The sequence below is a fragment of the Pseudomonas sp. 1L-B-1-E-C1 genome (assembly GCF_057291835.1).
The window spans coordinates 210,371-233,455 of record NZ_JBXAWN010000011.1 but is presented as its reverse complement, the minus strand read 5'-3'; the positions used below and the strand labels follow the sequence as shown (position 1 = coordinate 233,455).

The window sequence follows — 23,085 nt, the reverse complement described above, 5'->3', positions numbered from 1 at the left end:
CGCTGTTTTATCCAAGTACGTTTGAGGTGATTCCCATGATGAAAGGTGGCATGGCCGGCCTGATGAAGCAGGCGCAGCAGATGCAGGAAAAAATGGCCAAGATGCAGGAAGAACTGGCCAACGCCGAAGTCACCGGCAAGGCCGGCGGCGACATGGTCACCGTGGTGATGACCGGTCGTCACGACGTTAAAAGCGTGAGCATCGACCCAAGCCTGGTCGAAGGCCTGAGCGAAGATGACAAAGAGATGCTGGAAGCCGTAGTCGCCGCCGCCGTCAACGACGCCGTGCGCAAGATCGAAGCCAACAGCCAGGAAAAAATGGGCAGCATGACCGCCGGCATGAACCTGCCAGCGGGTATGAAGCTGCCGTTCTGATTCGCCACTGCGCGGCAGATGAGCTACACAAAATGCCAGGCATCGCGCCTGGCATTTTTGTTTCTGGCCCAGTAACACCGCACGCTGTAGGAGCTGTCGAGTGAAACGAGGCTGCGATCTTTTGATTCTGTTGTTTTACAAGCAAGATCAACAGATCGCAGCGTTCCGCAGCTCCTGCATGAATGGGGTGCAGTGCGAAACATCGAACGCCCAAAAACCTTAACGGTCTGCTCCCTATACTCGCTGAATTCCCCATTCACAGGAGACGCCGACATGTCCGACCCTCTCACCCTTAACCAACGCTTCGTCCTCGCCTCGCGCCCGACTGGTGCGCCGACTCCGGAAAACTTCCGTCTCGAGCGCGAGGCCTTGCCGGATCTGCAGGACGGTCAGGTGCTGCTGAAAACCCTGTACCTGTCGCTTGATCCGTACATGCGCGGACGCATGAGCGACGCACCGTCCTACGCTGCGCCAGTGCAAATCGGCGAAGTCATGACCGGCGGCGCGGTCAGCCGGGTCGAGCAATCCAATCATCCGAAATTCCACACCGGCGATCTGGTGGTGGGTGCGACTGGCTGGCAAAGCCACAGCATCAGCGACGGCCGCAACATCATGCCGATTCCCGCCGGTCTGCCGAGTCCGTCGATGGCTCTCGGCGTACTGGGCATGCCGGGCATGACCGCGTACATGGGGCTGATGGACATCGGTCAGCCGAAAGAAGGCGAAACCCTGGTGGTGGCTGCGGCGTCCGGCGCCGTCGGCTCGGTGGTCGGGCAAGTGGCGAAGATCAAAGGCCTGCGTGCAGTTGGCGTGGCTGGCGGTGCCGAGAAATGCAAATACGTGGTCGAGGAATTGGGTTTCGATGCCTGCATCGACCACAAGGCCGATGACTTTGCCGAGCAACTGGCCAAGGCCTGCCCCAACGGCATCGACATTTATTATGAGAACGTCGGCGGCCATGTCTTCGACGCGGTGGTGCCATTGCTCAACCCCAAGGCGCGCATCCCGTTGTGCGGTCTGATCGCCGGCTACAACGCTGCCGAGGCACCCACTGGACCGGATCGCCTGCCCCTGTTGCAACGCACGCTGTTGACCAAACGTGTGCGTATCCAGGGTTTCATCGTCTTCGACGACTACGGTGATCGTCAGCCGGAATTCATCAGCCACATGGTGCCGTGGGTTCGCGACGGCAAGGTGAAATTCCGCGAGGACGTGGTCGAAGGCCTGGAGCAGGCGCCCGAAGCGTTTATCGGTCTGCTGGAAGGGCGCAACTTCGGCAAACTGGTGGTCCGGGTCGCCCAGGACTGAGGATTTGACGCTGGCCAGAGGCGCGGGTATAAACCGCGTCTCGTTGTTTAGTCGGACTGTTTACCCATGAGCTTCAGCCCTTTGATTCGCCAACTGATCGACGCCCTGCGCACCTTGCCGGGCGTGGGTCAGAAAACCGCTCAGCGCATGGCGTTGCAGTTGCTCGAACGTGATCGCAGCGGCGGCACGCGCCTGGCCCAGGCCTTGAGCCAGGCCATGGAAGGCGTCGGCCATTGCCGCCAGTGCCGCACGCTGACCGAGGACGACTTGTGTCCGCAATGCGCCGACCCGCGCCGCGATGACACGCTGCTGTGTGTAGTCGAAGGGCCGATGGACGTTTATGCGGTGGAACAGACCGGCTTCCGTGGCCGCTATTTTGTTCTCAAGGGGCATTTGTCGCCGCTGGACGGATTGGGACCGGAAGCGATCGGCATTCCGCAATTGATGGCGCGGATTGAAGAGGCCGGGACGTTTACCGAAGTCATTCTCGCCACCAACCCGACGGTCGAAGGCGAGGCCACCGCCCATTACATCGCGCAGTTGTTGCAGAACAAAGGCCTGATCGCTTCGCGGATTGCCCACGGCGTACCGCTGGGCGGTGAGCTGGAGCTGGTCGACGGCGGCACGCTGGCGCATTCGTTTGCCGGGCGCAAACCGATTTCCCTCTGATAAAAATCAAAAGATCGCAGCCTTCGGCAGCTCCTACAAGGGAACGCATTCCAATGTAGGAGCCGCCGAAGGCTGCGATCTTTTGATCTTCTGCATCTTGAATACCAAGCAAGCGCTCGGTTAACGTCGGCGAACCCTTCCGTGGAGCTCGCCCATGCCTGCCTTTCAGGAATACTTCGACCCCAGCCACCAATTGGTCCGCGACAGTGTCAGACGTTTCGTCGAACGCGAGATCCTGCCGGGCATCGATGAGTGGGAAGAAGCCGAAAGCTTTCCCCGTGAGCTGTACCTCAAGGCCGGAGCGGCGGGCATTCTCGGCATCGGCTATCCCGAGGCGCTCGGTGGCAGCCATGAAGGCGATCTGTTCGCCAAGGTCGCCGCCAGTGAAGAACTAATGCGCTGTGGCTCTGGCGGCTTCGTAGCGGGGCTGGGCTCGCTGGATATCGGTTTGCCGCCGATCGTCAAATGGGCGCGGCCTGAAGTACGAGAGCGGGTCGTCCCCCAAGTGCTCAGCGGCGAGAAGATCAGCGCCTTGGCCGTGACCGAGCCCGGTGGCGGTTCCGACGTCGCCAACCTGCAAACCCGTGCCGTGCGCGACGGCGATTGCTACCGGGTCACTGGCAGCAAAACCTTTATCACCAGCGGCGTGCGCGCGGATTTCTACACCGTCGCGGTGCGCACCGGTGCGCCGGGCTTCGGCGGCATCAGCCTGTTGCTGATCGAGAAGGGCACCCCAGGTTTCAGCGTCGGTCGGCAACTGAAGAAAATGGGCTGGTGGGCGTCGGACACCGCTGAATTGTTCTTCGACGATTGCCGCGTGCCTGTAGGAAACTTGATCGGCGCAGAGAACATGGGCTTTGCCTGCATCATGGGCAATTTCCAGAGCGAACGGCTGGCGCTGGCGCTGATGGCCAACATGACGGCGCAATTGGCGCTGGAGGAGAGTTTGAAATGGGCGCGCGAACGTGAGGCGTTCGGCAAACCCATCGGCAAATTTCAGGTGATCAAACATCGCCTCGCCGAAATGGCCACAGCGCTGGAAGTGTCCCGGGAGTTCACTTATCGGCAAGCGGCGAAAATGGCGGCGGGGCAGAGCGTGATCAAGGAGATTTCCATGGCGAAGAACTTCGCCACCGACACCTCCGACCGGATCACCACCGAAGCCGTGCAGATTCTCGGCGGGCTCGGTTATATGCGTGAAAGCCTGGTGGAGCGGCTGTATCGGGATAACCGCATTCTGTCGATTGGTGGCGGGACGCGGGAGGTGATGAACGAAATCATCAGCAAGCAGATGGGGCTCTAAAAGCAAAAGATCGCAGCCTTCGGCAGCTCCTACAGGGAAATGCGGATCCCTGTGTAGGAGCTGCCGAAGGCTGCGATCTTTTGATCTTGATTATTTATCGGTCAACGCAAACTGCGTCAGGCAGAAGGTAGGAATACCCATGTCCTCCAGACGCTGCGAGCCTTGCAGCTCTGGCAGATCGATGATCGCCGCCGCTTCATGCACCCGCGCGCCCATGCGGCGAATCAGGTTGGCCGCGGCGATCAGCGTGCCGCCAGTAGCGATCAGGTCATCGAACATCACCACCGAATCGCCTTCACACAGGCTGTCGGCGTGCACTTCCAGAAACGCTTCGCCGTATTCGGTTGCGTAACCTTCAGCCAGCACGTCCGCCGGCAATTTGCCTTGCTTGCGGAACAGCACCAGCGGCTTGTTCAACTGGTAGGCCAACACCGAACCGATCAGAAAGCCACGGGCATCCATGGCGCCGATGTGGGTGAAGTCGGCTTCGACGTAGCGATGGGCGAAGCTGTCCATCACCAGGCGCAGGGCCGTCGGCGACTGGAACAACGGGGTGATGTCGCGAAAGATCACGCCCGGCTTGGGGAAGTCGATCACGGGGCGGATCAGGGATTTGATGTCGAAGGAGTCGAAGACCATCGGGGTGTCCTGGCAGGGCTGCAAACGGCGCAGTATACCCGCGGCTGAAACGATTCGCTCAACCGCGGGTCGTGATCAGCCTTCGATCGAACCGCCGGCCAGCGCGCACAGCTGGATTGGGTCGAGGATATGGATCTCCTTGCCCTCGGCGGCAATCAGCTCGTTCTGCTGAAAGCGCGTGAACACCCGCGACACGGTTTCCACCGCCAGGCCCAGGTAATTGCCGATTTCATTGCGCGACATGCTCAGGCGGAACTGGTTGGCCGAGAAGCCGCGAGCGCGGAAGCGTGCCGACAGGTTGACCAGAAAAGTGGCGATGCGCTCGTCAGCGGTCTTCTTCGACAGCAGCAACATCATTTGCTGATCGTCGCGGATCTCGCGGCTCATCACCCGCATCAACTGGCGGCGCAGTTGCGGCAATTGCAGGGCCAGTTCGTCGAGGCGTTCGAAGGGGATTTCGCAGACCGAAGTAGTCTCCAGCGCCTGGGCCGACACCGGGTGTTTCTCGGTGTCCATGCCCGACAGCCCGACCAGTTCGCTTGGCAGGTGGAAGCCAGTCAGTTGCTCTTCGCCGGCATCGCTCAGGCTGAAGGTTTTCAGAGCGCCGGAGCGTACTGCATAAACGGAATCGAAGGTGTCGCCCTGGCGAAAGAGGAATTCACCTTTTTTCAGCGGGCGGCCGCGTTTAACGATTTCGTCCAGCGCATCCATGTCTTCCAGATTCAGCGAAAGTGGCAGGCAGAGCGGGGCCAGGCTGCAATGCTTGCAGTGGGCCTGGGTGTGAGCGCGCAGTTTGACTGGCTCGGACATTTCTTCAATCCTTGTGGGAAAACACACATAAGCCGTAAGGGTAACCCACGCAAGGACATTCAGGCCAGCACGCGGCGGCGTTGTCCCACAGACATAAAGCCGCAGCACCTGCGGCCGATAAACAACTATCTGCATTCATCCAGGGAAGGCTCCGATGACCGCCATTGGCACGTTAGGCCCCGGTAGCAGCGGCGTTGCTGCCGCGCTCGAGGTAATCAGTCCCGACGTTGCAATCGACCGCGATGACGACTTGTCGCGTACGGCAACCCCGACCTTGGTCGAGGGCGTCAAAGTGTCGCTGTCCGGCGCGGCCATCGCCAAATCCGCTGCTGTCGGCGGCGAGAACAGCGACATCGACAACAGCGGCTTGCCGGAGAACATCCAGCAGTTGCTGAAGATGATCCGCAAAATCCAGAAAGAAATTATCGAAAAGAAAGCGCGCATGGCGGCGGTCATGTCCGACAGAACCCTGTCCACCGAAGAAAAGATCAACAAGCTCGCCGCACTGCGCGGTGCCATTGCCGCCCTCAACAGTGGCCTGATCACCGCCAACCTCGCCTTGTCGAAAGTGATGAACCAGTCGGCGTTGAATCCTGATCAGAATCTCAAGGTCGGCTCCTTGCTGACCAAGCCTTAGATCACCCGCGAGAAACGCTGGCGGTTCTGCTGTTCCAGGTACGCATCGAAGACCATGCACACCGAGCGCACCAGCAATCGGCCAGCCGGCAATACCTCGATGCGTTCGCGCTCGAGTCTGAGCAGGCCATCTTCGGCCATGCCTTGCAACTGCGGCCACAGCACTCCGAAATAGCCCTGAAAATCGATGTTGAACTGCTGCTCGATTTCAGCGAATTCGAGTTCGAAATTGCAGATCAGCTGCTGAATCACCGCGCGACGCAAGCGATCGTCGGCGTTGCATATCAGGCCGCGACTGGTCGCCAGTTGCGCGCTGAGGAGGCTGTTCTGATAGGCGTTGAGGTCGCTGCTGTTCTGGCAGTACAGATCGCCAATCTGGCTGATCGCCGACACGCCCAGACCAATCAGATCGCAATGGCCGTGGGTGGTGTAACCCTGGAAATTGCGTTGCAGGGTGTGTTCTTCCTGAGCGATCGCCAACTCGTCATCGGGCAGGGCGAAGTGGTCCATGCCGATGTAGCGGTAACCGGCAGCGGTCAGTTGCTCAATGGTGCGCTGCAGCATCTCCAGCTTCTGCGCCGGGCTCGGTAATTCACTGCTGTTGATCCGCCGTTGCGGCATGAAGCGCTCCGGCAAATGCGCGTAGTTGAACACCGAGAGGCGATCCGGTTGCAGGCTGATCACTTCGTCGACGGTGCGGGCGAAGTTGTCCGGGGTCTGCTTCGGCAGGCCGTAGATCAGATCGATGTTGATCGAGCGAAATTGCAGGGTTCGCGCCGCATCGATCACCGCGCGCGTCTCTTCCAGACTTTGCAGGCGATTGACCGCGCGCTGCACCGCCGGGTCAAGGTCTTGCAGGCCAATGCTGACCCGGTTGAAACCCAGTTCTCGCAACAGACCCATGGTCGACCAGTCGGCTTCGCGCGGGTCGATTTCAATGCCGTAATCGCCCGAATCATCGTTGAGCAAATTGAAATGCTTGCGCAGGTGCGCCATCAGTTGGCGCAGTTCGTCGTGGCTGAGAAAGGTCGGCGTGCCGCCACCGAAATGCAGTTGCTCGACTTTTTGCGCCGGGTCGAGGTGGCAGGCGATCAACTGGATTTCCTGCTCGAGACGTTGCAGATACGGCTGCGCGCGGCCGCGATCCTTGGTGATGACTTTGTTGCAGGCGCAGTAGTAGCAAATGTTCGCGCAGAACGGCACATGCACGTACAGCGACAACGGCCGCTGGGCCTTGCGGCTGTCGCGCAGGGCGTGGAACAGGTCGAAGGTGCCGACCTGACCGTGAAATTGCACGGCAGTCGGGTACGAGGTGTAGCGCGGCCCCGCCAGATCGTAACGGCGGATCAGATCAGAGTCCCAACGAATGGCGTCGAGCATGCGGGCATTCCCCCGGGATAGGCTGGCAGTGTGGTGAGTCTATCGGGGTGCCTGGTGTGGCATGTTGATTTGCATCAAGGGGGGGCATATCCGGTTTTTGCGGTGCTGCGGCTGGCGGTTTCGCCCTTACGGCGAGTCACCTTTTCCAAACGCCGAAAAGGTAACCGAAAAGGCTTGCTCCTGCGTTCGGCCCTCGCGCGCTCGGGTTCCTTCGCTGCGGGATCGATCAGGGCGCAGCGTCTCCGGTTTGCTTCGCTGCACCTCCTCCCGTTGTGTACGACTGCGTCGTACGGTCGCGGCGCTCCCACCCCCGGATCAATCCCTCCACTCAGCCTTCCGAAGTCGCCCGTGGATCAAGATCAAGAGCAGGCGAGCTGACACTCGGCCTATTGAGTGGTGGAAATGCGTGGGTGTTCGGCTTTTGATTTGCGTTGTTGATGCCCCTCACCCCAGCCCTCTCCCGAGGGAGAGGGAGCCGGTTTGTGTGGTGTTCAAAACCTACATTCAAATGGGTATCTCAGGTCGGCGTATCCCGCCCAAACACCTCGGTCAGTCCCCTCTCCCTCCGGGAGAGGGCTAGGGTGAGGGGCTTTTGATGTTTCATGCGCTATAGCCGAGCTAACGCTCATCCTGTTGAACAACGCGGCTTTCAGATTTCTACTACGGCGAATTGTTCTTGTGTGAGCCTGCTCGCAAACGCCGCACCGCCGACCTAATGCCCCATGAGCCAATGTTGATGCGGCCCGGGCAAGGTCCACAGGCCAAACAAAATCACCAACAAACCACCGGCCATGCGCACGCTGCGTTTGCGCAGGATCGCGGTGACCCGTTCAGCCGCCAGCCCGGTGGCGAGCAGCACCGGCCAGGTGCCGAGGCCGAACGCAAGCATCAACAGCGCACTGTCCAGCGCGTTGCCCTGACTCGCGCTCCACAACAGCGTGCTGTAAACCAGTCCGCACGGCAGCCAGCCCCACAGCGCACCGAGCAGCAAGGCTCGCGGCAAACTGGACACCGGAAGCAAACGGTTCGCCACCGGTTGAATGAAGCGCCACAAACCACGCCCAAGCGCTTCGATACGGGTCAGCCCGCTCCACCAACCGGCCAGGTACAAACCCATGGCGATCAGCAGCAGCCCGGCCAGCACGCGCATGAACAGCGCCGCCGGGCTGTTGGCGACGGCCCAGCCGGCCAGGCCGATCAGCAATCCCGCCGTGGCGTAACTGAGAACCCGCCCGAGGTTGTAAGCCAGCAACAGGCGAAAGCGCCGGCTGCGCTGTTCCTTGGGGATCGCCAGGGTCAGCGCGCCCATTAGCCCCCCGCACATACCCAGGCAATGGCCGCCACCGAGCAGGCCGAGGATCAGTGCCGAAACCAGCAGGGGCGCCAGCTCAAGCATGGGGTGGCGCCTTGTCGTCCGGTTTGCCGGCGTTGGCTTCGTCCACCGCGGCGGTGTGGTTGGGGTCCTGATCGTCAAAGAGGATGCTGTGGGCCGGGCCGTCGAGGTCGTCGTACTGGCCGCTGTCCACCGCCCAGAAGAAGATGTACACGGCGATGGCGACGATCAGCAAGGCAGCGGGAATCATCACGTAGAGAGCTGGCATCGGTAACTCCAGGCCCGCGCGGCTCAGGCCGGCAGCGGGCGGGTGTGGGTCGGGCTGCCGACGACCGGCGCGCTCGGCAGGCGAGTCAGGCGAGTCAGGCGCAGGGCGTTGAGCACCACGGTCAGCGAACTGATCGACATGCCGACCGCCGCCCACACCGGAGTGATCCAGCCGAGGGCGGCGAACGGCAACATGAGGCCATTGTACAGCGCCGCCCACAGCAGGTTTTCGATGATTACCCTGCGGGTGCGCCGCGCCAGTGTGAAAGCTTGCACCAGGGCGCCGAGACGGTTGGACAGCAACACCGCATCGGCGCTGGTTTTCGCCAGATCGGTGGCCGAGCCCATCGCCACGCTGATGTCCGCCGCCGCCAGCACCGGCACGTCGTTGACGCCGTCGCCGAGCATCAGCACCTTGCGCCCTTCCTTGTGCAGTTGCTGCAGCACTTGCAGTTTGTCATCGGGGCGCAAACCGCCGCGGGCCTCGTCGATACCCAGTTCGGCGGCGACACTGGCGACCATCGGCGAACTGTCGCCGGACAACAGCAACGTACGCCAGCCCCGCGCTTTGCAGGCCGCGAGCAGGGCGGGGGCGTCATCACGCAGGCGATCATCGAGGACCAGCCACGCCAGCGGCCCGTGGGTGTCGGCGAGCAGCAGCCATTGCCCGGCCTCGTCGGGCATCGCCGGCAACGCCGCGCCGCTCAGGGCACAGGCGAATGACGCCTGACCGATGCGCAAGCGGTGTTCACCGACCATGCCTTCAAGGCCCAGGCCCGGGCTGCTGTGCACGTCTTCAGCGGCCAGCGGTGCGCGGCCGAAGGCCCGGGCAATCGGGTGTTCGGAGCGGTTTTCCAGCGCGGCGGCAAGGCTCAGGCATTGCTCGCTGTCGAGCGTGCCGAGCGGACGAATCGATCGCAGCACCAAGCGACCTTCAGTGAGCGTACCGGTCTTGTCGAAGATCACCGTGTCGATCTGGTTCAGGCCTTCCAGCACGTGCCCGCGTGTCAACAGCAGCCCGAGTTTGTGCAGCGTGCCGGTGGCGGCGGTGAGGGCGGTCGGCGTCGCCAGCGACAGTGCGCACGGGCAGGTCGCCACCAGCATGGCGAGAACAATCCAGAACGCCCGCGATGAATCCAGTTGCCACCACAGCACGCCGATCATTGCCGCCGCAATCAGCGACAACAGCAGAAACCATTGCGCGGCGCGGTCGGCGATTTCCGCCAGGCGCGGTTTCTCCGCCTGAGCGCGATCGAGCAGGCGCACGATGGCGGACAGACGCGTGTCTTGCCCGAGCGCCTGCACTTGCACGGTCAACGCGCCTTCGACGTTGAGGGTGCCTGCGGTGACCGCATCACCCGGCGTGCGTGGCTGCGGCAGGTATTCGCCAGTCAGCAGCGATTCATCGATGCTCGACTGGCCGTCGATGATCTTGCCGTCCGCCGGCAGAATCGAGCCCGGCTGCACCAGAATCCGCTCGCCGAGACGCAGTTCGCTGAGCAGGATGCGCTCGCTCTGACCATTCGCATCGAGGCGCAGGCACGAGGCCGGCAACAGATTGACCAGTTGCGCAGTGGCAGCGGCGGTGCGCTCGCGGGCGCGGCGTTCCAGATAACGTCCGGCAAGCAGAAACAGCGCAAACATGCCGACCGCATCGAAGTACAGCTCGCCGACCCCGGTGATCGATGTCCAGATCCCGGCGATGTAGGCGCTGCCGATTGCCAGCGACACCGAGACGTCCATGGTCAGGTGGCGGGTGCGCAGGTCGCGCATCGCGCCTTTGAAGAACGGCGCGCAGCTGTAGAACACGATCGGCGTGGTCAGAAACAGCGCGACCCAGCGCAGAATCGTATGCAGTTCGGGGCTGAGGTCGATGTTGAATTCCGGCCAGGTGGCCATGGTTGCCATCATCGCCTGAAACCACAGCAACCCGGCGACGCCGAGTTGGCGCAGGGCCAGGCGATTCTCGCTGGCCAGTTGTTCGCTGGCGCGGTCGGCTTGATAGGGATGGGCGGCGTAACCTATGTGGCGCAACTCAGCGAGGATCTGGCTCAGCGGCAGTTGAGCGTCGGCCCAGCGCACGTGCAGGCGATGGTTGGACAGGTTCAGCCGCGCCTCGGCGACGGCGGGCAGGGTGCGCAGGTGTTTCTCGATCAGCCAGCCGCAGGCGGCGCAACTGATGCCTTCCATCAACAAGGTGGTTTCGGCCACATCGCCTTCATGTCGAACGAAGGGTTGTTGCACGTCGGCGCGGTCGTACAGCGCCAGTTCATCGCTCAGTTGCACCGGCAGCGCTTCGGGATTGGCCGAGGCTTCGCTGCGATGCTGGTAATAACTTTCCAGACCCCCGGCGACGATGGCTTCGGCCACCGCCTGACAGCCCGGGCAGCAGAACTCACGGGCCTGCCCGAGGACGACGGCGGTGAAGCGGCTGCCGGACGGGACGGGCAGGGCGCAGTGGTAGCAGGCAAGTGGGGTGGTCATGGCATCGTTGAGGGTGTGAGCCCTTGCATTGGGTGTATCCGCTTGCCCTCACCCCAGCCCTCTCCCGGAGGGAGAGGGAGCCGATCGGTGTGAGCCGGAAAAGCGGCTTCAGTCGCCGACATTGTCACTGTCATACGCCACGCTTCCAGGCAGCCGAGATCAGTCTCCTCTCCCTCAGGGAGAGGGCTAGGGTGAGGGGCTCTAGACCTTGATTCACTTCTTCAGGTCTTCCGCACCCTGCAATGGCTCATCACCCAGCAGCAGTTCCTTGTCATGGCTGACCAGTTCTTCTTCGAACATGCGCCACACGTGTTCATCCTGACTGCCGAGCAACTCGACAAAGCGCCGCCCTTCGACCTTGTCGCTCAACTGGCCAATGTAGCGCCTGCTCTCGCTGTCACTGCGGGTCAGAACGATCTTGCGATCCTTCTCCGGCTGGGTCGGCGAGATCAGGTTCAGTTCCAGGGTTTGCGGCTGGCTGTCACCGCTCAAACGCAGGTCGACTTCGCCGGTCACCTCATCCAGATGCACCGCCGCGCGCAGTTTCAGGGTTTGCGCCAGCAGTTCACGGTCCAGTGAACGGTTGATGCCTTTGCCCGCTTCGTAATAGTTGTCGTTGACCAGGTTGTCCGGGTTGTTCACCGCGATGGTCACCATGGACAGGGTCAAGGCCACCGAGCAGGCCAGAATCGCGATGATGATCCACGGCCAGAGGTGCTTGTACCAAGGACTTGCGGCGTTTGCAGCGGGCATGTTCAAAATTCTCTCAACGGATTTGTGGGCCGATGAATCGGCTCTTGGCTTCAACGTGGACGCTGTCGTCATCGGCGTCCTTGAGGATGAATTTCACCTCGTTGGTGCTCGATGGCAGTTGTTCCGGTGCGCTCGACAATTCGACCGGCATGCTGACGATGTCCCCGGCAGCAACCTTGATCTCGCGTTTGCCTTGCAGGCGCAGGTCCGGCAGGCCCTCGGCTTGCAGCAGGTAGGTGTGGTCGCGCTGATCCTTGTTCATGATCTTCAGGCTGTAGACGTTTTCGATCCGCCCTTCGGCGTTTTCGCGGTACAGCACGCGGTCCTTGCTGACGTCGAAACCGACCAGCGAGCGCATGAAGAACGCGCCGACCAACAGGCTGATCATCGCCAGCAGCACCACGGCGTAGCCGATCAGGCGCGGGCGCAGTTTATGGGTTTTCTGCCCGGAGAGGTTGTGTTCGGTGGTGTAGCTGATCAGCCCGCGCGGGTAATCCATCTTGTCCATGATGCTGTCGCAGGCGTCGATGCACGCGGCGCAGCCGATGCACTCGATCTGCAGGCCATCGCGGATGTCGATGCCGGTCGGGCAGACCTGCACGCACATCGTGCAGTCGATGCAATCGCCCAGCCCCAGGGCCTTGTAGTCGATGCCTTTCTTGCGCGGGCCACGGCTTTCGCCACGGCGCGGGTCGTAGGAAACGATCAGCGTGTCCTTGTCGAACATCACGCTCTGGAAGCGCGCATACGGGCACATGTAAATGCACACTTGCTCACGCAGCCAACCGGCATTGCCGTACGTGGCGAGGGTGAAAAAACCGACCCAGAAATACGACCAGCCATCGGCCTGGCCGGTGAAGAACTCGATGACCAGTTCGCGGATCGGCGAGAAGTAGCCAACAAAGGTCATGCCGGTGACAAAGCCGATCAGCAGCCACAGCGAGTGCTTGGCCAGTTTGCGCAGGAATTTGTTGGCGCTCATCGGCGCCTTGTCGAGCTTGATGCGCTGGTTGCGGTCGCCTTCGGTGACCTTTTCGCACCACATGAAAATCCACGTCCACACGCTCTGCGGGCAGGTATAGCCGCACCAGACCCGGCCGGCATAAACGGTGATGAAGAACAGGCCGAACGCGGCAATGATCAACAGGCCCGAGAGCAGGATGAAATCCTGCGGCCAGAATGTCGCGCCGAAGATGAAGAACTTGCGCTCCGGCAGGTTCCACCACACCGCCTGGTGGCCGCCCCAGTTCAGCCACACCGTACCGAAATACAGCAGAAACAACGCCGCACCGCCGAGCATCCGCAGATTGCGGAACAGGCCGGTGAAGGCACGGGTGTAGATTTTTTCTCGTGAGGCATAAAGATCGACGCTGTTGTTCGCGTTCTTGCTCGGCGGCGTGACGTCGTGTACCGGAATCTGATTGCTCATCATTGCATCCCACGGCAGTGGAAAAATGCCTCGGTCGATACGTGCCAACCGAGGTCAAAAAGGGCTGTTGCAGTAGCGCGATGATACGCCTGCCGCTCTGCCTCAAGGGTGCGACCTTTGGTCGCGTTGGGTAAAAAATGCAGATGGTGTAGCGATTGCAGAAAAGCCTGATGCAGATCAATTGACTTGTTGAGTATGGACGGTTTTGCCGAGGCGGCTAGTTCCATCGTTCAATTGACTGTGCACGCTACCGTTGTTGATTTCGCAAGTTGAATAATAAGCAGTCGGTCATTATTGCCGCGGTGCCAGATTTAGCAGTAAGCACCAGGTTTTTACTGAACTGTATGTTGTAAGTTGTCCGGTCTGAAATATATTCATTTGATTGTTGTTCGGGAAGACTTTCAGGTTTTTGCTGTATTTGAATAAGTTCTGTTTTCGCGAAAATCATTTTGAGTATTGAAAATTAATTGAAATGGAATTTAAAACATGGCTTTGAATAAACTCGTGAGCATCTTTATGGGTGCTTGTCTGATAGCTTCGGCTATTACTGCTCAGGCTGCTGGCATGCCAAAACACATGGTCTTTGCTTCAGACACTCAATATCCGTGGACAGACAAGACCGATAGTCGCCAACCCGAATCCGATTCCGAATTCAAGGAACGCTGGAATGGCTGGTTGACAGCCAACTTGCAAGCATTGCCGAATTCAGGAATCAACACGGCTCGCTAGCGCAGGTGCCGTTGATGATCAATGGCGATATCACCGCTTTTGGTCATGGCTGGCAGCGGTCTTACATGAAGGCGGCATTGAACAAGTATTTCGGTGGTGACTACTTGTACGGGCTGGGTAACCACGACTATGAAAATAATGTCGATGACTGTTTCAGTAATAGCTGTGCAGCAGGCAGCATCGTCCAGTTCAAAGAACATCATGAAGGTAAAGTCGATAACTTCGATCTGGAGATTAGTAGCGGCTTTCTGAGCAAAACGTATTCCGGCAGTCTCGCCTATTCGAAAAATGTCGGCGAAGTGCACTTGGTCCAGCTCAATAACGAGCCGACCTACACCACACGGATTGCCCATGCGCTGAACCCGACGACATTCGAAATCACAGACGCACTGGACTGGCTTGAGACAGATCTCAGGTTAGCGCGAGCTCAGGGCTATGCAATCATCATCAATATGCATAAACCGCTGAGGCACAAGGGCAGCCCCGAGCAACTGAACCGTTTCCGTGACATGGTCAACAAATACCAGGTGACGGCGATCTTTGCCGGCCATTTGCACACAGATGACATTGATGCCTACTGGCAGGCAGTGTGCCGATGTACCTGAGCGGCAGTACGTCCCAGCAGACCTACCTGACTGCGAGCTTTACCGAGGATCGCAAGCAGTTGCAGATCTATCTGGTGGAGAACAACCAATGGCGTGAGCGGACTCTGATCGACACCACGCCAGTGCATTCGGTTTTTGCCCAACGCCGATGAAAAGCCCCGCCGGTGATAGGGCGGGGTATTCATCAATCAATTATTGGCAGCGATCCATGGGTTGATCAGATGGACGCCGCTGAGTTGAAAGTCCGCAATGTTACGGGTCACCAACGTAAGCCCGTGCACAAGCGCGGTGGCGGCGATCAAGGCGTCGCATTCACTGCTGCGGTCGGGAACATGCAATTGTGCGCACCGGGTGGCGACGCTGGTATCGACAGGCAGGATTCTTCCAGAGAACGCCGGTTTGACGCGATGTTCCAGCCAGTTGCGCAGCAGCTGGCCTTGTGAAGGATCACGACGTTCTATACGTAGAACCCCGGTTTCCAGTTCCAGTACAGTGATTGCGGATAGATACAGGCTGGCCGGTGGAATGCTTTTTGCCCATGTCACTACATGCTGGTTGGCTTGGGATTTCCGCAGTTCGGAAACTACATTAGTATCCAGTAGAAACATCAGGAAAGGTCCACGCTGCGAGGAGAGATGACGGCGCGCTCGGGTTCGAATTCGATTTCAGCCGCATTCGGCATCGCCAGTAGCTCAACGATGCTGGTCTGGCACCCAGTCAGTTTTTGATACTCCTCGATGCTGAGCAATACGTGGGCAGGCCTGCCTCGGTCAGTAATGATAACTGGACCTTGATGTGTGGCTTTTTTGGCTGCACTGGTGTCCTGATTGAACTCGCGGCTGGAAATGGTGGTGATGGCCATCATGTTTGGCCTCCAGAAATTCTGATGTAGGAACGTTACTACTTTGAGATTTTCCCCGCAATCGGAAAGGCGGGTCGAGGACGATCGGTTTGTCACTTTCATAAGGGCACCGGTTAGAGCGCCTCCCGCCGAGGCGCGAGGCGCTGGATATGGACTTGAATTCGGTGTTTTTGCTGCCCTTGTCAGAGCAATCTACCGCCCCCGAGGCCGTCGAGCCCGCCACCGTTACCTGGGCTGTTCATGGTTTTGTGCGATACCTCGAGTAACGGTTTAACAGATATTCGTTCGAACCTTGCCCTATCGGTTGAGCTGGGTTGAGGCGGATTTTGCAGTTTTATCAGGTCAGCTTTCGACATTCGATCTTCATCCTTGAAGTGGTCCCGATATGGCTTATCGGGGCGAAAAAACCTACCGTGCATCTCTGCTCAGGTCCATTGAGTAACCGTTTCGAATCATGAATGCCACCAAAAAAAAGGCCCCGCCAATTCTCATTGGCGGGGCCTTTTTATGCTTCAAGCGTTGGACTTATTCAGCCTTTGCTTCCGGTGCTTTTTCCCCATGCGACAAGCTGTAAACATACGCAGCCAGCAAGTGAACCTTGTCGTTGCCCTGCAGCTGTTCCTGCGCCGGCATCTGGCCCTGACGGCCGTAACGGATGGTCTGTTGCAGTTGCGCGAAGCTCGAGCCGTAGATGAATGCGCCCGGATGGGTCAGGTCAGGCGCGCCCATGGCCGGCGTGCCTTTACCGGCAGGGCCGTGGCAGGCCACGCAATTGGCGGCGAAGAGTTTGCCGCCATTGGCCGGGTCGGCCTTGGTGCCTTCCGGCAGTTTGCGCCCGTCGAGGTTGGTCACCACGAAGGCCGCTACGTCGGCCACGCCTTGCTCGCCGATCACTTCCGCCCACGCCGGCATCACCGCGTGGCGGCCGCCCATGATAGTGGTCTTGATGGTTTCCGGCTCACCGCCCCAGCGCCAGTCGGCGTCGGTCAGGTTGGGGAAGCCATAGGCGCCCTTGGCGTCGGAACCGTGGCACACCGAGCAGTTGGATGCGAACAGACGGCCACCCATCTTCAGTGCTTGCGGGTCCTTGGCGACTTCTTCGATCGGCATTGCCGCGAACTTGGCGAAGATCGGACCGAAGCGAGCGTCCGAACGGGCCATTTCCTTTTCCCACTCGTGGACGCCGGTCCAGCCGGTCTGGCCATTGGCGAACGCGGTCTGCTTCTCGGTATCCAGATAGTTGTAACCCGGCAACAGACCTTTCCAGTTGCCCAGGCCCGGGTACAGCACCAGATAACCCAAGGCAAAAATGATGGTGCCAACGAACAGCATGAACCACCATTTCGGCAGCGGGTTGTCGTACTCCTCGATCCCGTCGAAGGAGTGGCCGACCGTCTCGTCCGTCTGTTCGCTGCGCTGGCCCTTGCGGGTCGACAGCAGCAGCCAGGTCAGTGCGAAGATCGTACCGAGACTGAGGACTGTGACGTACAGACTCCAGAATGTAGTCATTCTTTGTTACTCCTAGAAGCTTGCTCGACGTGCTTGATGGCTTCGGGATCATCTGCAAAAGGCAACATGGTCGCGTCGTCAAACTCCGACTTGCGCTTGGGGCTGAACACCCACAAGGCCAGACCGATGAAGGCCACCATCACGACAACGGTGCCCAGGCCTCGAATCATCCCGATATCCATCAGATTCACCGTTTGCTTTTGATGATGGTGCCCAGGCCTTGCAGATAGGCCACCAGCGCGTCCATTTCGGTCTTGCCCTTCACGGCGTCCTGAGCACCGGCGATGTCTTCGTCGGTATAAGGCACGCCGAGGGTGCGCAACACTTCCATTTTCTTTGCGGTTTCCTTGCCGTCGAGCTTGTTTTCCACGAGGAACGGGTAAGCCGGCATTTTCGACTCGGGGACCACATTGCGCGGGTTGTACAAGTGCGCACGTTGCCAGTCATCGGAGTAACGACCGCCCACACGGGCCAGATCCGGACCGGTACGTTTGGAACCCCACAGGAACGGGTGGTCCCAGACGCTTTCACCGGCAACCGAATAGTGGCCATAGCGTTCGGTTTCAGCGCGGAACGGGCGGATCATCTGCGAGTGGCAGCCGACACAACCGTTGGCGATGTACACGTCGCGGCCTTCCAGTTCCAGCGCCGTGCGAGGCTTCATGCCCTCGACCGGCTTGTTGGTGACGTCCTGGAAGAACAGCGGAACGATTTGGGTCAGGCCACCGACGCTGACGGCGATGACCATGAAGAAGGCCAGCAGGCCAATATTCTTCTCGACAGCTTCATGCTTCATCAGTGAGCTCCAACGACGGCAATCTTGGCGGCGGCTTCGGCTTCAACCGGATCCGACGCACGGACGGTGCGGTACACGTTGTAAGCCATCAGCAGCATGCCGCTGGCAAAGAAAGCGCCGCCCAGCGCGCGGACGATGAAGCCCGGGTGGCTGGCCTGCAGTGCTTCGACGAACGAGTAGGTGAGGGTGCCGTCATCGTTGATTGCACGCCACATCAGGCCCTGGGTGATGCCGTTGACCCACATCGAGGCGATGTAGAGCACGGTGCCGATGGTCGCGAGCCAGAAGTGCGCGTTGATCAGCCCGACGCTGTGCATCTGCGCCCGGCCGAACAATTTCGGGATCATGTGATAGATCGCGCCGATGGAAATCATCGCCACCCAGCCGAGCGCGCCGGCGTGTACGTGGCCGATAGTCCAGTCGGTGTAGTGCGAGAGCGAGTTGACGGTCTTGATCGCCATCATCGGCCCTTCGAAGGTCGACATACCGTAGAACGCCAGCGATACCACGAGGAAGCGCAGGATCGGGTCGGTGCGCAATTTATGCCAGGCGCCCGACAGGGTCATCATGCCGTTGATCATGCCGCCCCAGCTTGGCGCCAGAAGGATGATCGACATCGCCATGCCCAGCGATTGGGCCCAGTCCGGCAGGGCGGTGTAGTGCAGGTGGTGCGGGCCGGCCCAGATGTACAGAGTGATCAGCGCCCAGAAGTGCACGATCGACAGACGATAGGAATAGATCGGACGTTCGGCCTGTTTCGGCACGAAGTAGTACATCATCCCGAGGAAACCGGTGGTCAGGAAGAAGCCCACCGCGTTGTGGCCGTACCACCACTGGATCATCGCGTCGGTCGCGCCCGAGTAGGCCGAGTACGACTTGAACAGGCTGACCGGCAGCGACATGTGGTTGACGATGTGCAGCATCGCGGTCACGACGATGAACGCGCCGTAGAACCAGTTGCCGACATAGATGTGCTTGGTTTTGCGCTTGGTGATAGTGCCGAAGAACACCAGTCCGTAGGAGATCCAGACAATGGCCAGCAAAATGGCGATCGGCCATTCCAGTTCCGCGTATTCCTTGGTGGTGGTGTAACCCAGCGGCAAGGTAACGATGGCGCCGACGATGACCGCTTGCCAGCCCCAGAAGGTGAAGGCCGCGAGGCTGTCGGAAATCAGTCGCGTCTGGCAGGTTCGCTGCACGACATAGTAGGAGGTGGCAAACAGTGCACAACCGCCGAAGGCGAAAATCACCAGGTTTGTGTGCAACGGGCGCAGGCGTCCAAAGCTCGTCCACGGCAGACCGAAGTTCAATTCCGGCCAGACCAGTTGCGAGGCAATGAAGACACCGAGCCCCATGCCAAGGATCCCCCAGACCACCGTCATGATGGCGAACTGGCGGACTACCTTATAGTTATAAGCAGTCGGACTGATTGCTGTGCTCATTCTAAGGTTCCACGGTTTGGGTGTTTTATTAGGATTGGAATCGGCCGCAAGTATGCAGAGAGCAGGGGGTCATTGCAACGCGCCATGACCCGGGTCAATGCTTTCCAACGCTGATTCTGCGGCCTTTCCATGCGCCGCGTAGGGTCAAAAATGGCCCCTGTCAAAATGTCGCAGTGAGTGAAAAAAGCGCAGGGTTCGGATCGCCGCCGACGGCGTCTTTTTCAACGTCGTGATCGGGGGATGGAGGGTGATCGGCGCAACAGCCGTCAACTGCCTGCCCTTGCGGCGAATCCATCAGCCGGTTCATCGGACGCATCGCCCGGGAGTGATCTGAAACTGTCACGCGCCAGTCCGCTTTCGAACAAGCGTAGACCCGAATCAGGCGAACCGAAAGGTGAGGTGGGAAGGGGTGCGACAATGCGTCGCAATGGGACGGGAAACTGCCGCAACGGAAAAGTCGCGGCAGCTGTGTGCACAGGATCTATTTCTTTATGTCTTCAATTGCCATTCTTTCTGTATTCAATCCATGGCTAAGGCTGTACACATAGGCGGCAAGCAATTGCACTTTATCGTTGCCCAACAACTCGTTCTGCGCCGGCATGTGTCCTTGGCGACCATGGCGAATGGTTTGCTCAAGTTGGGTCAGACTGGTGCCATAGATAAAGCCGGCCGGGTGGGTCAGGTTTGGCGCGCCCATCGCTGCGGTGCCCTGGCCGGTGGCGCCATGACAGGCGACGCACGTAGTGCTGAACGCTTGCTGCCCGGCTTGCACATCCGCTGTGCTGTCGGCGGGTAGCGGCAGGCCGGCCAGTTCGTGGCGCACATACGCAGCCACGTTTTTCACCCCGGCTTCGCCGAGCACTTCGCCCCAGGCCGGCATCGCCGCCATGCGGCCACCCATGATGGTGGTCTTGATCGTCTCGGCATCGCCGCCCCAGCGCCAGTCGCTGTCGGCGAGGTTGGGGAAGCCGAACGCGCCTTTGGCATCCGAACCGTGGCACACCGAGCAGTTGGAGGCGAACAAGCGACCGCCCATTTTCAGCGCCTGCGGATCCCTGGCCACTTCTTCCACGGGCATGGCAGCGAATTTGGCGAAGATCGGCCCGAACCGCGCGTCTGCCTTGTTCATTTCCTTTTCCCACTCGTGCACGCCGGTCCAGCCATCCTCGTAACCGGGCAGGATGCCTTTCCAGTTGCCCAGGCCCGGATAGAGGATCAGATAGCCCACCGAGAACACCAGCGTGCCGGCGAACAGCATGAACCACCACTGCGGCAGCGGATTGTCGTATTCCTCGATGCCGTCGAAGCTGTGGCCCATGGTCTGGTCGACGCTGCCCTTGGTCTCGCCCCGGCGCGTGCCGATCAACAGCCAGGTCAGGCCGATCAGGCTGCCAATGGTCAGTACGCAGATCCACGTACTCCAGAAGGTGGTCATGGCCGGGTACTCCTTGTCTCATTTGCTTGGGTTGTTTCAGCTTGCGGCTCGTCGGCGAACGGCAGCAGACGTGCTTCGGCAAATTCCGCGGTGCGCTTGCGGTTGAACACCCAAAGCGTCAAACCAACGAAGGCGACGAACACCACGACCGTGCCGAGGCCGCGGATCAGGCCTGCACTCATCTCAAAGATCATCGTGCTCACCTCTTGCTCTTGATCGCAGTGCCGAGCACTTGCAGATACGAAACGAGTGCGTCCATTTCGGTTTTGCCCTTGAGGCTGGCCACCGCGCCGCTGACGTCGTCGTCGGTATACGGCACGCCGAGGGTGCGCATGGTTTTCAGCTTGGTTTCGGTGTGACTGCTGTCGACGGCCTGGGTGACCAGCCATGGATAAGCCGGCATCTTCGATTCCGGCACGACGTTGCGCGGGTTGTACAAGTGCGCGCGGTGCCAGTCATCCGAGTAGCGCGCGCCAACGCGAGCGAGGTCCGGCCCGGTGCGTTTCGAACCCCACAGGAACGGATGATCCCAGACGCTTTCGCCCGCTACCGAGTAGTGCCCGTAACGCTCGGTTTCGGCGCGGAACGGGCGGATCATCTGCGAGTGGCAGCCGACGCAGCCTTCGCGGATATAGATGTCGCGGCCTTCCAGTTGCAGTGCGGTGTAGGGCTTCATGCCTTCCACCGGTTTGTTGGTGACGTCCTGGAAGAACAGCGGGACGATCTGGGTCAGGCCGCCGATACTCACGGCGAACACCATCAGCAGCATCAGCAGGCCGACGTTCTTTTCAATGGTTTCGTGTTTCATGGCGGACTCCTCAGGCCATCTGCGCGGCAGCGACGACTTCGGCAGGCTGCGAGGCCCGCACGGTGCGCCAGGTGTTGTAAGCCATCAGCAACATGCCGCTGAGGAAAATCGCCCCACCAATCAGGCGCACGACAAAGCCCGGATGGCTGGCCACCAGGGTTTCGACGAAGGAATAGGTCAGCGTGCCGTCCTCGTTGACCGCGCGCCACATCAGGCCCTGGGCGATGCCGTTGACCCACATCGAAGCGATGTAGAGCACGGTGCCGATGGTCGCCAGCCAGAAGTGCGCGTTGATCAGGCCGACGCTGTGCATCTGCGCCTTGCCGAAGATTTTCGGGATCATGTGGTACAGCGCGCCGATCGAAATCATCGCCACCCAGCCGAGTGCGCCGGCGTGTACGTGGCCGATGGTCCAGTCGGTGTAGTGGGACAGGGCGTTGACGGTCTTGATCGCCATCATCGGCCCTTCGAAGGTCGACATGCCGTAGAACGCCAGCGACACCACGAGGAAGCGCAGGATCGGGTCGCTGCGCAACTTATGCCAGGCGCCCGAGAGGGTCATCATGCCGTTGATCATGCCGCCCCAGCTCGGTGCCAGCAGAATCAGCGACATCACCATGCCGAGCGACTGTGCCCAGTCCGGCAGCGCGGTGTAGTGCAAGTGGTGCGGGCCGGCCCAGATGTACAGGGTGATCAAGGCCCAGAAGTGCACGATCGACAGGCGATACGAATACACCGGGCGCTCGGCCTGTTTCGGCACGAAGTAATACATCATGCCGAGGAAACCGGCGGTGAGGAAAAAGCCCACAGCGTTGTGGCCGTACCACCACTGCACCATCGCGTCGGTGGCACCGGCGTACACCGAGTAAGACTTGGTGAAACTCACCGGCAACTCAAGGTTATTGACGATGTGCAGAATCGCCACGGTGATGATGAACGCGCCGAAGAACCAGTTGCCGACATAAATGTGTTTGGTCTTGCGCTGCATGATCGTGCCGAAGAACACGATCGCGTAGGCGACCCAGACGATGGTGATCAGAATGTCGATCGGCCATTCCAGCTCGGCGTATTCCTTGGAACTGGTGTAACCCAGCGGCAGGCTGATCGCCGCCAGCAGGATCACAAGTTGCCAGCCCCAGAAGCAGAACGCGGCGATTTTCGGCGCGAACAATTGCGTCTGGCAGGTGCGTTGTACCGAGTAGAAAGAGCTGGCGAACAGCGCGCAGCCACCGAAGGCGAAGATCACCGCGTTGGTGTGCAGCGGGCGCAGACGGCCGAAACTGGTCCAGGGCAGATTGAAGTTGAGTTCCGGCCAGACCAATTGCGCCGCGAGAAAAACCCCGAGGCCCATGCCGACGATGCCCCACACCACCGTCATAATGGCGAATTGGCGGACCACCTTGTAGTTGTAGGCGGTACTGATAGAAGTGTTCATGGTTCCCCATCCACGGTTCAGTCGAAGTGAGCGCGCGCAAACGGCGCGAATCCTTCGCCTGGAGTTAAAGGCAGACTAA

23 protein-coding genes and 1 pseudogene are annotated in these 23,085 nt (G+C 60.0%); 6 read left to right on the top strand and 18 right to left on the bottom strand.

Annotation, left to right across the window (positions count from 1 at the left end; all coding sequences use genetic code 11):
• The first annotated feature begins 35 nt into the window (after nt 1–35).
• The 4 genes from AC0Z4S_RS20315 to AC0Z4S_RS20300 all read left to right on the top strand — a co-directional run bounded on the left by AC0Z4S_RS20315 (nt 36) and on the right by AC0Z4S_RS20300 (nt 3,654).
• Nucleotides 36–374 carry a YbaB/EbfC family nucleoid-associated protein gene (locus AC0Z4S_RS20315; RefSeq protein WP_003223337.1) on the top strand — a complete coding sequence of 113 codons (339 nt, stop codon included), beginning with the start codon at nt 36–38 and terminating at the stop codon, nt 372–374.
• 273 nt (nt 375–647) lie between these two features.
• Nucleotides 648–1,682, top strand: a complete 1,035-nt coding sequence (locus AC0Z4S_RS20310) for an NADP-dependent oxidoreductase (protein ID WP_485624370.1) — start codon at nt 648–650, stop codon at nt 1,680–1,682.
• Nucleotides 1,683–1,748: 66 nt separating this feature from the next.
• Nucleotides 1,749–2,351, top strand: coding sequence for a recombination mediator RecR (gene recR / locus AC0Z4S_RS20305; protein WP_064363871.1), 603 nt, complete (start codon nt 1,749–1,751; stop codon nt 2,349–2,351).
• A gap of 154 nt (nt 2,352–2,505) precedes the next feature.
• Nucleotides 2,506–3,654, top strand: coding sequence for an acyl-CoA dehydrogenase family protein (locus tag AC0Z4S_RS20300; RefSeq protein WP_485624369.1), 1,149 nt, complete (start codon nt 2,506–2,508; stop codon nt 3,652–3,654).
• 90 nt (nt 3,655–3,744) lie between these two features.
• Here AC0Z4S_RS20300 and AC0Z4S_RS20295 read toward each other — a convergent pair whose 3' ends face one another.
• Nucleotides 3,745–4,293 carry an adenine phosphoribosyltransferase gene (locus AC0Z4S_RS20295; protein ID WP_007918333.1) on the bottom strand — a complete coding sequence of 183 codons (549 nt, stop codon included), beginning with the start codon at nt 4,291–4,293 and terminating at the stop codon, nt 3,745–3,747.
• A gap of 75 nt (nt 4,294–4,368) precedes the next feature.
• Nucleotides 4,369–5,103, bottom strand: a complete 735-nt coding sequence (gene fnr / locus AC0Z4S_RS20290; protein WP_485624368.1) for a fumarate/nitrate reduction transcriptional regulator Fnr — start codon at nt 5,101–5,103, stop codon at nt 4,369–4,371.
• A 154-nt stretch (nt 5,104–5,257) separates the two neighbouring features.
• On the opposite strand from fnr, the gene AC0Z4S_RS20285 reads away from it, so the two are divergent.
• Nucleotides 5,258–5,740 (top strand): hypothetical protein, encoded by a 483-nt coding sequence (locus AC0Z4S_RS20285; RefSeq protein WP_485624367.1) that lies wholly within the window; start codon nt 5,258–5,260, stop codon nt 5,738–5,740.
• Here the strand turns inward: AC0Z4S_RS20285 and hemN are convergent.
• The 6 genes from hemN to ccoG all read right to left on the bottom strand — a co-directional run bounded on the left by hemN (nt 5,737) and on the right by ccoG (nt 13,385).
• Nucleotides 5,737–7,119, bottom strand: a complete 1,383-nt coding sequence (gene hemN / locus AC0Z4S_RS20280; protein WP_485624366.1) for an oxygen-independent coproporphyrinogen III oxidase — start codon at nt 7,117–7,119, stop codon at nt 5,737–5,739. The two genes, AC0Z4S_RS20285 and hemN, sit on opposite strands and share 4 nt — an antisense overlap.
• A gap of 712 nt (nt 7,120–7,831) precedes the next feature.
• Entirely contained in the window at nt 7,832–8,515 is a 684-nt protein-coding gene (locus AC0Z4S_RS20275; protein WP_083353207.1) for a sulfite exporter TauE/SafE family protein, read from the bottom strand.
• Nucleotides 8,508–8,720, bottom strand: coding sequence for a cbb3-type cytochrome oxidase assembly protein CcoS (ccoS, locus tag AC0Z4S_RS20270; RefSeq protein WP_039763029.1), 213 nt, complete (start codon nt 8,718–8,720; stop codon nt 8,508–8,510). Before ccoS ends, AC0Z4S_RS20275 begins: the two co-directional genes overlap by 8 nt.
• A 23-nt stretch (nt 8,721–8,743) precedes the next feature.
• Nucleotides 8,744–11,203 carry a heavy metal translocating P-type ATPase gene (locus AC0Z4S_RS20265; protein ID WP_485624365.1) on the bottom strand — a complete coding sequence of 820 codons (2,460 nt, stop codon included), beginning with the start codon at nt 11,201–11,203 and terminating at the stop codon, nt 8,744–8,746.
• Between the two features lie 213 nt (nt 11,204–11,416).
• Nucleotides 11,417–11,956 carry a FixH family protein gene (locus tag AC0Z4S_RS20260; protein WP_485624364.1) on the bottom strand — a complete coding sequence of 180 codons (540 nt, stop codon included), beginning with the start codon at nt 11,954–11,956 and terminating at the stop codon, nt 11,417–11,419.
• A 13-nt stretch (nt 11,957–11,969) separates the two neighbouring features.
• Nucleotides 11,970–13,385 (bottom strand): cytochrome c oxidase accessory protein CcoG, encoded by a 1,416-nt coding sequence (gene ccoG, locus AC0Z4S_RS20255; protein WP_253500657.1) that lies wholly within the window; start codon nt 13,383–13,385, stop codon nt 11,970–11,972.
• A 486-nt stretch (nt 13,386–13,871) separates the two neighbouring features.
• On the opposite strand from ccoG, the pseudogene AC0Z4S_RS20250 reads away from it, so the two are divergent.
• Nucleotides 13,872–14,871, top strand: a pseudogene (locus tag AC0Z4S_RS20250) (metallophosphoesterase family protein).
• A 36-nt stretch (nt 14,872–14,907) separates the two neighbouring features.
• On the opposite strand, the gene AC0Z4S_RS20245 reads toward AC0Z4S_RS20250, so the two are convergent.
• From AC0Z4S_RS20245 to ccoN (AC0Z4S_RS20200), 10 genes are all read right to left on the bottom strand, one after another.
• The gene (locus AC0Z4S_RS20245; RefSeq protein ID WP_485624363.1) at nt 14,908–15,327 is read right to left on the bottom strand and encodes a PIN domain-containing protein; all 420 of its coding nucleotides are present in this window, start codon (nt 15,325–15,327) and stop codon (nt 14,908–14,910) included.
• The gene (locus tag AC0Z4S_RS20240; RefSeq protein ID WP_253505171.1) at nt 15,327–15,581 is read right to left on the bottom strand and encodes a type II toxin-antitoxin system Phd/YefM family antitoxin; all 255 of its coding nucleotides are present in this window, start codon (nt 15,579–15,581) and stop codon (nt 15,327–15,329) included. Before AC0Z4S_RS20240 ends, AC0Z4S_RS20245 begins: the two co-directional genes overlap by 1 nt.
• A 525-nt stretch (nt 15,582–16,106) precedes the next feature.
• A complete protein-coding gene (gene ccoP, locus AC0Z4S_RS20235) occupies nt 16,107–17,090 on the bottom strand; it encodes a cytochrome-c oxidase, cbb3-type subunit III (protein ID WP_253500660.1) in 984 nt (327 codons plus the stop codon).
• A complete protein-coding gene (locus tag AC0Z4S_RS20230) occupies nt 17,087–17,272 on the bottom strand; it encodes a CcoQ/FixQ family Cbb3-type cytochrome c oxidase assembly chaperone (RefSeq protein ID WP_016775513.1) in 186 nt (61 codons plus the stop codon). The genes ccoP (AC0Z4S_RS20235) and AC0Z4S_RS20230 overlap by 4 nt, the downstream gene beginning before the upstream one ends.
• 5 nt (nt 17,273–17,277) lie before the next feature.
• Nucleotides 17,278–17,886 (bottom strand): cytochrome-c oxidase, cbb3-type subunit II, encoded by a 609-nt coding sequence (gene ccoO / locus AC0Z4S_RS20225; protein WP_042558541.1) that lies wholly within the window; start codon nt 17,884–17,886, stop codon nt 17,278–17,280.
• Entirely contained in the window at nt 17,886–19,328 is a 1,443-nt protein-coding gene (ccoN, locus tag AC0Z4S_RS20220; RefSeq protein WP_253500661.1) for a cytochrome-c oxidase, cbb3-type subunit I, read from the bottom strand. The genes ccoO (AC0Z4S_RS20225) and ccoN (AC0Z4S_RS20220) overlap by 1 nt, the downstream gene beginning before the upstream one ends.
• A 481-nt stretch (nt 19,329–19,809) precedes the next feature.
• Nucleotides 19,810–20,763 (bottom strand): cytochrome-c oxidase, cbb3-type subunit III, encoded by a 954-nt coding sequence (ccoP, locus tag AC0Z4S_RS20215; RefSeq protein WP_485624362.1) that lies wholly within the window; start codon nt 20,761–20,763, stop codon nt 19,810–19,812.
• Nucleotides 20,760–20,957: a cbb3-type cytochrome oxidase subunit 3 gene (locus tag AC0Z4S_RS20210; protein WP_485624387.1), complete on the bottom strand. Its 198-nt coding sequence runs from the start codon at nt 20,955–20,957 to the stop codon at nt 20,760–20,762. Before AC0Z4S_RS20210 ends, ccoP (AC0Z4S_RS20215) begins: the two co-directional genes overlap by 4 nt.
• Before the next feature lie 5 nt (nt 20,958–20,962).
• A complete protein-coding gene (gene ccoO / locus AC0Z4S_RS20205; RefSeq protein WP_459728046.1) occupies nt 20,963–21,571 on the bottom strand; it encodes a cytochrome-c oxidase, cbb3-type subunit II in 609 nt (202 codons plus the stop codon).
• Between the two features lie 10 nt (nt 21,572–21,581).
• The gene (ccoN, locus tag AC0Z4S_RS20200) at nt 21,582–23,006 is read right to left on the bottom strand and encodes a cytochrome-c oxidase, cbb3-type subunit I (protein WP_263469602.1); all 1,425 of its coding nucleotides are present in this window, start codon (nt 23,004–23,006) and stop codon (nt 21,582–21,584) included.
• Nucleotides 23,007–23,085: the final 79 nt, after the last annotated feature.